Raw genomic sequence first — 8,930 nt, 5'->3', positions numbered from 1 at the left:
GTATAAGTCCCCGACCGTAATGGTCTGCCCACCTCCTTCTACTGGCAGCGCCGCCTGCGCGCCGGCGATGTCACCAAAACTCCGCCTACGGCTGCCCCCGCTGCATCACAGCCGGCAGCAGCAGAACCGAAGGCGGCAGAGGCTGCAACGCCGCAGCCCGTGCCTGCAACACCAGCCGCAGCCACGCCTGCTGAACAGGTGCACGCATGAGCGGATCGATCACCTTCGACAACTACCCGACCAGCCAGCGCACGCATGGCATCTTTGCCGAGATCGATCCCCAGAATCAGGGCGGCAGCCAGAACCTGCGCACCCTGATCCTCGGCCAGAAGCTCACCAGCGGCAACGCTGAAGCCAATGTGCCTTTTCTGGCCACTGGCCTGTCCGATGCCCGCCAGAGCATTGGTGCCGGTTCCATCGCATAGCTGATGCACGACCAGTCCGGCTTCATCTGACTGCTGGACAGGTCAGTGACTTCAAAGGGGCAGATGTTCTTCTGGCAGACCTGCCGGAAGGAACAGAAGAGGTCATCGGGGATCGGGGTTATGACAGCAACCGGATCAGACGATATCTTGTCGAACGGAATATTACCGCCTGCATTCCCCCGAGGAAAAACCGGAAATCAAAGCCGTCTTACAACTGGCACCTGTATAAAAAGCGCCACCTTATCGAAAACATGTTCGCAAAGTTGAAAGACTGGCGACGTGTAGCGACCCGATACGAACCGGTACGTTCATGTCTGCAATCCACATCGCAGCGAGCTGATCGCGCGGGCTCGTGCCACGGGCTGGCGCCACTCACTGACCAGCAAGGGCCATATCCGCCTGATGCATGATTTTCAAAGTGGTTTTTACAATTTCCATTCAGGCGGCAATCTCTGTCGGCACGCCTGCCACGCCGACAGGCACCACGGCATGCCTCGACTGTGCTGCAAGAAGTTCCATCGCTGTCAGACAGATCGCACTGAAGCCGCAGAAAAGACCTTCATATCCAGCTACAACCGTCAGCATCGGTTGTTCAAGGATTTCGGCACAGCCTAGCAGGACAAACAACAGCGTCAGGCTGGCAAACACTACCTGGTGCATACGCGAGGCGTGTAGTGTACCGATCGTCATGATAGCGGTGAACAGGCCCCACATCAGCAGGTAACTACCCATCAGGGCGGGCGAGGATGCAGGCGCAAGCCCCCAGTGCGGCAGGAACAGCAGCACGACAAGCGACAGCCAGAATGCGCCATAGGACATGAACGCTGTCATGCCGAAGGTATTGTTGTTCGCATATTCCAGAAGGCCCGCGACAAACTGCGTTGCGCCCCCGAATACCAGCCCCATCGCAAGGATGGCCGCGCCCATTGGAACGATATGGGCGTTATGCAGGTTGAGCAGGACAGTCGTCATACCAAACCCCATCAGCCCCAGCGGGGCCGGATCTGCTTTAGTCGAATTGTGAGCCATGCCGCGTTTCCATTCCCTGTCAGATAAATCATGACAAAACATGTCACGAGCCAACGGGCGCGGCATATTAAATTATGACTTAGAGATCGCTGCAAAAACCGATCTACGATACACCATGCAAACCATTACTAGCGGCTTCAAAGAACAGTCCCAGAAACGATATGCAAAATCCCTATGCAACTTAAAACCGACATAACCTGCATCCCCAATCAAATACCCTAATCATAGATCGGGCTCCTGAATAGATGACGACGTGCCTCTAAAAGCTAAATGGCTACTGACCTATGTAAAAAATGCAGCTATAATAATGCTACGTTCTGGCCGCTGATCGATCCTGCCTGTGGAACTGACCGCGCAGGGTGCCGGGATCTTCTTTTACCGGCCGCACTGCTCATTGATGCTCTGGCCAATAACCGACTCTCCCCTGCCCACAAAAATCTCCTTTACCCCGACATTGCGCATGGCATGAAGTCCCTCGGCAGCGTATTTGCCATCGCAGTTGAACTTACCCTTCACGATGTCGTCGTCGGTTTCGTGCTTCCTGAGCGTATCCTGCCAGTCTGACGCGGCATTGAGGGCCGTTTCATCTATTATCGGGGCATAAACCTCAATATTCACGTAATCCTCGGCATGCGATCCCTGCTTCATCAACCCGATATTGGGGTCAGCGGCATTGCCGCAGCTTTCAAGGCAGTCCGCCACAGGCCGGGCACTGCCGTCCAGCGCGGCGCTCATGTCACCCATTGTCAGTTCGGCCACCGAGGGGGTCGAGTTCTGGATGAATGGCGTCAGCGGCACCGAGCAGGCCGGGGTCACCTTCAGCCCGTAGCCCTGAATCTGGTCGCCCTGTTCATAGGCGGTCAGTTCGCAGCCTTTTATCATGTAAGTATAGGTGGCGGTCTTGTCGGCATAGTGGTTCACATATTTGGCTATCCCCGTAATCTGCTCAAGAAAAGGGCGCTGGATGCCCAGCATGTCCAACTGGAAGATACGCAGCAGGGGCGGTGCATTCGTATCGCTGCTCAGGGAGGGCTCGGGCGGCTGACTGGCCCAGCGCACGGCACGCGAGACACCGAGTTTCTCGACATGTGGCACTTCAGCATCTGAAATAGCGCCCGTCTGGTCATCCCCATAGGCCGCCTGCCAGCTTTTGATGGCCGTGCGCGTGCCCTCGCCGTAAATGCCATCAGCCTTAAGCATGGGAGAGGACGCATACCCGGCCTCAATGAGCTTCTGCTGCAGGGCAATATGCAGGTCGATATCGCGCGCGGCTTCCTGCGCATAGGCTCCGCTCAACGACTTTGCCCACTCGCCAGCATGCTGCTCCGTTACCTTCACGTAGCATGAAGCCGCGCCCGATGGCAGGACAGCGCCCGGCGTGCCCTCTGCCGGAATGGCGCATGTGTTACGCACTGCGGTGGCATAAGCAATGGCCTGCGCCTTGATGGCCGGATAGGCCCCTGCCCCCTCCTGGGCGCGATGGGCATAGAATACTTTTTCAAGGTCGAGTTCAGCCTTTGCCATGACAGGATCGGCACAGACCGCCGTAGCCAGAACATCGGACCCGTCAGGCCGGGGGCAGGCAAAACCGGGGTGGTAGGCCGGGGCCGCAAAGGCCGGTGCCCAAAGGAGCATGACGGGCAGAAAACTGCCACCCAACCAGCCAGGAACGCGCATGGGAAAACCTTTTCTTCATGAAATATCAGGCAGCAATGAAAAATCTGCCTGTATAATTAAGTCTGGTCTATGGGACGGACAACCAACCTGCCACACCTGAAAATTTTTGTGACAGTATGATTCCACGCGACTTTCGTTCAGACGCATATTGATAGCAGATTCTATCAAGATAACATCTGGAAACTGTGCATAGACATGCTATCGAATATCTGTTTTTTTAAGATCATCATTGTAATACTCTGAGATGGCAAAAAAACCGTTACATACGCACATCAAAAGATCATAGAAATTCCAATAAAAATATAACAAATTTTCATAATTTATATGTAAATTGTTAATTACCATTCATTAAGAGATCGTTATAAATGAACCTGAATAATGATGATTCAAAACAAAATCAATTTGACGTTGAACTGTATCATAATCAGCTCGGAAAAATAGGATCAGGAGTTTTATATTTTGGAAGCAATAAATGGGCTTACGTCAACATCTTGAGTTCAGAAAAAGTTCCAGATTTATACATAGACAACGCACAATTCGATCTCGTGAAAGCGATAACGAATGAAGGAATCACATTTTGTCTTTGTGATTGCAAATTTAACAGCGTTTCTCTTTACGCAGACTATGTAATTGAAGGCGACTTGAACGAAGCGTCATTTCACTCAATTTCAGTGCGCTACAGTGACGTATCGGAATGGTTTCTCCACCGGAGAATGCTTGAAGGTTCAGTTGGCAAGACGTTCAACTGGAGCCAGATTCCGAAAAATATCAATGTCAGCATTAAAACAAATGAAGAGCACTTCGATCTACGAAGCGTAGTATCGCGGCTCTTGGAAACAACAAGAAGAAAATCTTGTAATCCATGAGCATATAGAATTTATTTTTTCGGCGAATACCAATAGGTTTAATCTCGAAGATGTAAAAGAAAAGTCTCATGATCTTTCATGCTTCCTTTCTATTCTACTAGCATACCCTGTAACAATAGAATCTATTTTTGTCTCGCAGGGGCCTGGAAATTCCTATTATCGACTGCACTTCCCCACATTCGATCGTCCTGAGCGTCCTGCACGAGCCAAAGATAACGGCAGTTTCTGGACTCTATGCTTTATACAACGGCTTGATTTGGACGGACGGTGGCAGTCTATATTCGATCAATACTATCAATCTAATTACAGAAAAATATGTTGGGTACGTCTCGCGGGAATGCAGAGGCACGACGGATTTTGGGAATACAAATTACTTGGATATGTCAGTCTATTAGATAGTTACCTAAACATTAAGTTTAAAAAAGAAAAGCCACCCAAAATTCAAGAACTTTCCTCAAGAAAAGTAAGTAAATTCCGCCAAGAGCTTACGGATAAAATATCAAATATCGCGACAAAAGAGCGGGAAAATATCATTGAAATCGCTAGAAAAGTATTTGGTTCGGATAACTTTAATTTTGAAAAAAAGTATAAGCTAACCATAGAAAATACGAACGCTGACATTAAGAAAATCATCATGCTGTCAGATACTGATTTCTTACTGATCAAGCAGGTTCGCAACAGAATTGCCCACGGAAATGATCACGGGTTAAAGCCAGAACAGTTTCCTATCGTAATGCGTTCTGTAGAAAAAATTATACTACTTCTGACTTATTGGGCCTTCTTGGATTTTGGATTCACGTCACAAGAATTCATTACTTACTTAAAAAAAACGCATAGCAATCTCAAGTTAGCGGCTATGATCGATAATGTTCATCTGGACCGTGTCACCAGAACGGCTGAATTTTTTCCCGTAACGGTAGAAAATTTTCAGTTTCTTCGGGAAGTCAAACGTCTACATTCCCTTGGCTGCTACATCGAAGATGAACTTGGAAACCTTACGTTTTCTGAAGAGCTTACAACGAAATATCGTGATTGGATGCGTGACTCAAGCAGGATGGCAGTTATATGTGACCCTGAAAAAATTTTTGGCTTCGATAAAAAGCAAGCTAAGCCTGTTAACCATGGGTATTTTGAGTGTGGCGGCGAATACATCGAAGTTCATAACATATGGATTATCAAGCAGACTGCCTCAGGCATGCCCGGAGTTCTGAGTTAGGATTCATTATTTTTTTATGTGTCTGCCCTGACGTCATGAAAAAAACTTCTGTGTCGCAACCACTGAATCTGGTTTTTTCTAGTCTGTTTTCCTGTTTGCGTTACGTCTACCACAGGGCGCGTTCATAAGCCCTCAAGCAGCCAAACCCCGTCCATTCCCTCCATTCATGCATTAAATGTCTGTCAGGTATGCATTAAGCGTTGCATTTCTCCATGCGCCGTGCTGTTATCTGGCATGCGTTCAACGCAGCATTGTTCTGTAAATTTTTGTAGGGGAGACGTGACATGGATCGTTTCAAGACGATGCTCCGCGGTCGCACCAACATGCTGCTCGGTCAGCTCAAGCAGGAAATTGGCTATGCCACGGGCTTGCGGCGGCTGGAGCGCCAGGGCATCGCACAGGAAATGCGTGGCTTTTCACAAACGGCGCGCCTGCACCGCATGGCCACCATGAACCAGCCCGAACAGGGCTGAAAAACCTGCCGGGTGGTTGTAACAGCAAACGCATAACCGCATCGCGTGCAGGGTGGTTGCCGGAACACCGGCAACCCGTACCATGGCCTGTTCCTTTATTCTTGCAGGAAATTTACGGCCATGAGCAAAGACCAGATTATCGACATGCCTTTCACCACCGACGCCATGAAAGCGGCGATCGAACGGCGCATCATCCAGTCCCCCCAGCTTTCCGATGCCGACAAGCATGACCTGAGCGTAATCCTCGCGCGGCTTGATGCGCAGGGCCTTGCAACCCTTGTCGAGACCGTTCTCGGCCACGCCATTGAATCCGGCTCCGAAATCCTGCCCTACCTCAAGCGTCTTGGCGAGAGGGGCTGATCCCCTGCGGCGCGGCGGGAGCAGCCTGCCGCGCATGCCATAAGGCACCGAGCCGGGCATGCAGGCGGGGATCGCTGGCATAAATGTAAAGCCCCCTCACCCCACGCGTCATGAGCACGTTGATGGAGTTGAGGATGATCCGCGCCATGACCGCAGGCGGGTTCTCCACCCCGTCGCGCCCGGTAAAGGCGGCGCGGTCCTCGTAGCGGGTCGGGTCGATCACGATCCGGTCGGTGGCCGGGTCCCAGGTTACGGACGGGCCAAGGATCACGCCCGCATAATTCAGGTCGAACCCCTGAATGGTATAGACCGAGCCCACTTCATCAATCGTATCCGCCCGTTCCGCCCAGGGCAGGCGGTCCTGCGGCATCGCGCGGTCCCAGCGCAGGTGAAAACGCCCCTCGGTAATGAAATGGTCCTGCCCGTTCAGGGTGTAGGGATAATCGTAGGTGGCCAGCATGCGGCACAGCCCGTACTGCGCGTTGCGCTGGCATATGGCTTCGTACAGAGCCTGCGCGTCATCATAAATACGAAAATCAAAGGGCTGCGGCGCCGGTAGCGCGCGCAACTCGCCATCACGCAGGGCGCGGATCCAGTCCATCACATCCGCATGGGCATGCATGCGGAACTGCTGGTCCAGCCGGCGGATCACGACCGGATAGCCCGCGACCAACGCGCGCAGGCGTTCATCGGTCCACAGGCTCTTGAACTTGAGCACCTGCCTTGCATCGAACACGATCACCACGATGCGGGCATGGCGGATGATCTCGGCAAGCTGGTTGTCCTGCCTGAAGCGGTTATAGGGGTCGCTACGGGTCAGCAGCAGATGGGCCTCATCGACCAGCACGATATCGGCCCGCCTCCCGTGACCTGCCATCTGGTTGATGAAGGTGGTCGGCCGTTCGAAATCCTTCTTGCGCAGGCAGGGCTGGGATTCGGAAATGTTGCGGTACAGCTTGATCATTTCCGGGTGGTTGACCAGCAGGGCATTGTGGGTGCCATGCAGCGGGTCGGCTGCATCCCGGCCACGTGCCGCGTGCTGGATGGCGGTGAACAGCGTGTTGAGCAGCAGGCTCTTGCCCGTGCCCGCATCGCCCTCGATCACGAACAGCGCATGCGCATCGGCCGTGTGGGCGCGGCAGAAGGCCAACACTTCATCCATCAGTGCCTGTTGCGGGCCGGTCAGCCCCACCGTGGGTGCCAGTCGGGTCAGGGCGCTATCGGGCGCGGGGAGAACGGGCGTTTGCATATGGGTTTCCGTCAGGGGCGTACCTGCACCGGGCAGGACAAAGCTGATATGTAAAATACGACGTGAGGCCGTGCACCCTATAAGTTATAACACACCCTTACGCGCAGACCGCGCGCCACGTTAACAGGATAGCCTGAACCATGACTGACAAACCCACCGCCGCCGCCCGCGAACACATGCATAAGCTTGCAGCCCGTGGCCTGAAAGAGCCCAAGCTGCTGCAGAAGGAAGAGGTGATCGCCATTGCCCAGCATGTTGCCAAGGAACATGGCCGCGCCTCGGGCACCGAGCACGAGATCGCCAAAAAGGCCGAGCACAACCCCGAGGGCGTGAGCGCAGCCGAGATCCAGGCCCTGTGCGCCCATGTGACCGGCGAGCGCACAGCACGCTGAAGCGGCCTCAATAGCCACAAAAAAACAGGGGGAAACCCCTGTTTTTTTATGTCCCTCCCTGTTCACCACAGTCACGCAGCGGAGTACTGGCTGTCGTCGCCTACCACCGCATCTTGCTGCCCGTACGCTCAAGCAGGCTGCCCAGAAACAGCCCCCAGACCAGCGCGAAGCAGCCCAGCCCCGCCAGCACCATGGCAGCAATATGCCACGGCATAAGCGCCACGCCGCACACGAAATGCCCAACGCCCAACGCAATCAGCACCCAGACCAGTGGCCATGATCGGGCCATGTCCCGCTTTCTCCCTGCCATTCGGGGCGCGTTGCGCGCCACAAGGCCCCTGCCCCGCAATCCCGCCCGGCGCCGCCCGGCCTATGGGTGCGGCTTTGCGTGGCGCATGGCCACACGCTATGACAGCAGGCATGTCCCGGGCCGGGCTGTGTCATTGTGGCGCGGATTAACCCGCCTTCACGCAGGCCTGAACGCTTCCGCATATGGGGAAACAGACTTATTCACGCTACAGGGCCGGACCAGAGCAGAAATAAGGAGTAATTTCCGCCGCATGAGCACCCGCACGCGTTTCCCCATCTATTCCGTGACCGAACGGGCGGCCGACCTTGCGGTCCATATCATCGGCGTCGTGGGGCTTGGCTATGGCGTCGTGTGGCTGCTGCGCACCGCCATGATGGCGCATTCGGGCCTCGCGGCGGGTGTGACCATGCTGTACTGCGGCGGCATACTGGGCACCTGCCTGTCATCGGCGGCCTATAATTTCTGCCCGCCCTGCCGCCTCAAGGGCGGGTTGCAGCGCATTGACCAGTCCATCATCTTCGTAGCCATCGCCGCGACCTACACGCCCTTCATCCTGCTTGGTGGGCAGGGGCGCGCCAGCCTGTGGTTCTGCGGGGTACTGTGGGCCATGGCGGCAGCAGGCATCGTGGCCAAGATGTGTTTCTTCACCTGGTCACGCCGGTTTCATGTGGTGCCTTACCTGTGCGTGGCGTGGGTTTTCTTCCTGTGTCCCGACCCGCAGGTATGGATGCTGCCCAGCCCGACCTTTTTCCTCATCGTGCTCGGGCTGTTCTTCTTCAGCATCGGGGTGGTGTTCTACATGCGCGAGAGCATGCCGTTTTCCAACGCACTGTGGCATGTCATGGTAGTGCTTGGCGCAGGCACCCACATGGCGGCGGTGGGCTGCATGCTGCTGCATTACAGCCACGGGCCGATGCGCGGGTTCTAGCAGTC

At 54.4% G+C, this 8,930-nt stretch carries 13 protein-coding genes and 1 pseudogene; 9 read left to right on the top strand and 5 right to left on the bottom strand.

Annotation, left to right across the window (positions count from 1 at the left end; genetic code table 11):
* Positions 1-85: 85 nt before the first annotated feature.
* Positions 86-208 carry a hypothetical protein gene (locus GXY01S_RS19105; RefSeq protein ID WP_255210476.1) on the bottom strand — a complete coding sequence of 41 codons (123 nt, stop codon included), beginning with the start codon at positions 206-208 and terminating at the stop codon, positions 86-88.
* Here GXY01S_RS19105 and GXY01S_RS15635 point away from each other — a divergent pair.
* Both GXY01S_RS15635 and GXY01S_RS19245 read left to right on the top strand, forming a co-directional pair.
* Entirely contained in the window at positions 207-425 is a 219-nt protein-coding gene (locus GXY01S_RS15635; protein ID WP_061276609.1) for a hypothetical protein, read from the top strand. The genes GXY01S_RS19105 and GXY01S_RS15635 overlap by 2 nt on opposite strands.
* The gene (locus tag GXY01S_RS19245) at positions 422-835 is read left to right on the top strand and encodes a transposase (protein ID WP_082770933.1); all 414 of its coding nucleotides are present in this window, start codon (positions 422-424) and stop codon (positions 833-835) included. The genes GXY01S_RS15635 and GXY01S_RS19245 overlap by 4 nt, the downstream gene beginning before the upstream one ends.
* A 28-nt stretch (positions 836-863) precedes the next feature.
* On the opposite strand, the gene GXY01S_RS15630 is transcribed toward GXY01S_RS19245, so the two are convergent.
* Both GXY01S_RS15630 and GXY01S_RS15625 read right to left on the bottom strand, forming a co-directional pair.
* On the bottom strand, positions 864-1,454 hold the full coding sequence (locus GXY01S_RS15630) for an acetate uptake transporter (RefSeq protein WP_061276607.1): 591 nt from the start codon (positions 1,452-1,454) through the stop codon (positions 864-866).
* Positions 1,455-1,829: 375 nt separating this feature from the next.
* A complete protein-coding gene (locus GXY01S_RS15625) occupies positions 1,830-3,131 on the bottom strand; it encodes a peptidoglycan-binding domain-containing protein (RefSeq protein ID WP_061276605.1) in 1,302 nt (433 codons plus the stop codon).
* Positions 3,132-3,496: 365 nt separating this feature from the next.
* Between GXY01S_RS15625 and GXY01S_RS18795 the strand changes: the two genes are divergently transcribed.
* The 5 genes and pseudogenes from GXY01S_RS18795 to GXY01S_RS15610 all read left to right on the top strand — a co-directional run bounded on the left by GXY01S_RS18795 (position 3,497) and on the right by GXY01S_RS15610 (position 6,046).
* Positions 3,497-3,997 (top strand): ApeA N-terminal domain 1-containing protein, encoded by a 501-nt coding sequence (locus GXY01S_RS18795; protein ID WP_218003172.1) that lies wholly within the window; start codon positions 3,497-3,499, stop codon positions 3,995-3,997.
* Positions 3,990-4,223 (top strand): annotated as a pseudogene (locus GXY01S_RS19295) (hypothetical protein); the annotation flags it as partial. The gene GXY01S_RS18795 and the pseudogene GXY01S_RS19295, both read left to right, overlap by 8 nt.
* Before the next feature lie 111 nt (positions 4,224-4,334).
* Positions 4,335-5,213 carry a HEPN domain-containing protein gene (locus GXY01S_RS18790; protein WP_218003171.1) on the top strand — a complete coding sequence of 293 codons (879 nt, stop codon included), beginning with the start codon at positions 4,335-4,337 and terminating at the stop codon, positions 5,211-5,213.
* Positions 5,214-5,497: 284 nt separating this feature from the next.
* Positions 5,498-5,686, top strand: coding sequence for a hypothetical protein (locus tag GXY01S_RS15615; RefSeq protein WP_061276603.1), 189 nt, complete (start codon positions 5,498-5,500; stop codon positions 5,684-5,686).
* 120 nt (positions 5,687-5,806) lie between these two features.
* Positions 5,807-6,046: a hypothetical protein gene (locus GXY01S_RS15610; RefSeq protein WP_061276601.1), complete on the top strand. Its 240-nt coding sequence runs from the start codon at positions 5,807-5,809 to the stop codon at positions 6,044-6,046.
* On the opposite strand, the gene GXY01S_RS15605 is transcribed toward GXY01S_RS15610, so the two are convergent.
* Positions 6,021-7,295 (bottom strand): DUF2075 domain-containing protein, encoded by a 1,275-nt coding sequence (locus GXY01S_RS15605; RefSeq protein WP_061276599.1) that lies wholly within the window; start codon positions 7,293-7,295, stop codon positions 6,021-6,023. The two genes, GXY01S_RS15610 and GXY01S_RS15605, sit on opposite strands and share 26 nt — an antisense overlap.
* Before the next feature lie 140 nt (positions 7,296-7,435).
* Between GXY01S_RS15605 and GXY01S_RS15600 the strand changes: the two genes are divergently transcribed.
* On the top strand, positions 7,436-7,687 hold the full coding sequence (locus GXY01S_RS15600; protein WP_061276597.1) for a hypothetical protein: 252 nt from the start codon (positions 7,436-7,438) through the stop codon (positions 7,685-7,687).
* A 100-nt stretch (positions 7,688-7,787) separates the two neighbouring features.
* On the opposite strand, the gene GXY01S_RS15595 is transcribed toward GXY01S_RS15600, so the two are convergent.
* Complete coding sequence (locus GXY01S_RS15595) at positions 7,788-7,976, bottom strand: hypothetical protein (RefSeq protein WP_061276595.1); 189 nt, start codon at positions 7,974-7,976, stop codon at positions 7,788-7,790.
* A gap of 271 nt (positions 7,977-8,247) precedes the next feature.
* On the opposite strand from GXY01S_RS15595, the gene trhA reads away from it, so the two are divergent.
* Positions 8,248-8,925 carry a PAQR family membrane homeostasis protein TrhA gene (trhA, locus tag GXY01S_RS15590; protein ID WP_061276593.1) on the top strand — a complete coding sequence of 226 codons (678 nt, stop codon included), beginning with the start codon at positions 8,248-8,250 and terminating at the stop codon, positions 8,923-8,925.
* Positions 8,926-8,930: the final 5 nt, after the last annotated feature.

This window comes from Komagataeibacter xylinus NBRC 15237, assembly GCF_001571345.1.
GTDB classification, from domain to species: Bacteria; Pseudomonadota; Alphaproteobacteria; order Acetobacterales; family Acetobacteraceae; genus Komagataeibacter; species Komagataeibacter xylinus.
Note: the sequence above shows the minus strand (reverse complement) of the source record. Positions and strands in the feature narration are given on the sequence as shown.

What these genes read in the sequence shown, in the direction of transcription:
- GXY01S_RS15635 (WP_061276609.1), top strand. Translation starts at nt 207, where the DNA reads ATGAGCGGATCGATCACCTTCGACAACTACCCGACCAGCCAGCGCACG.
- GXY01S_RS19105 (WP_255210476.1), bottom strand. Translation starts at nt 208, where the DNA reads ATGCGTGCACCTGTTCAGCAGGCGTGGCTGCGGCTGGTGTTGCAGGCA.
- GXY01S_RS15630 (WP_061276607.1), bottom strand. Translation starts at nt 1,454, where the DNA reads ATGGCTCACAATTCGACTAAAGCAGATCCGGCCCCGCTGGGGCTGATG.
- GXY01S_RS15625 (WP_061276605.1), bottom strand. Translation starts at nt 3,131, where the DNA reads ATGCGCGTTCCTGGCTGGTTGGGTGGCAGTTTTCTGCCCGTCATGCTC.
- GXY01S_RS18795 (WP_218003172.1), top strand. Translation starts at nt 3,497, where the DNA reads ATGAACCTGAATAATGATGATTCAAAACAAAATCAATTTGACGTTGAA.
- GXY01S_RS18790 (WP_218003171.1), top strand. Translation starts at nt 4,335, where the DNA reads ATGCAGAGGCACGACGGATTTTGGGAATACAAATTACTTGGATATGTC.
- GXY01S_RS15615 (WP_061276603.1), top strand. Translation starts at nt 5,498, where the DNA reads ATGGATCGTTTCAAGACGATGCTCCGCGGTCGCACCAACATGCTGCTC.
- GXY01S_RS15610 (WP_061276601.1), top strand. Translation starts at nt 5,807, where the DNA reads ATGAGCAAAGACCAGATTATCGACATGCCTTTCACCACCGACGCCATG.
- GXY01S_RS15605 (WP_061276599.1), bottom strand. Translation starts at nt 7,295, where the DNA reads ATGCAAACGCCCGTTCTCCCCGCGCCCGATAGCGCCCTGACCCGACTG.
- GXY01S_RS15600 (WP_061276597.1), top strand. Translation starts at nt 7,436, where the DNA reads ATGACTGACAAACCCACCGCCGCCGCCCGCGAACACATGCATAAGCTT.
- GXY01S_RS15595 (WP_061276595.1), bottom strand. Translation starts at nt 7,976, where the DNA reads ATGGCCCGATCATGGCCACTGGTCTGGGTGCTGATTGCGTTGGGCGTT.
- trhA (WP_061276593.1), top strand. Translation starts at nt 8,248, where the DNA reads ATGAGCACCCGCACGCGTTTCCCCATCTATTCCGTGACCGAACGGGCG.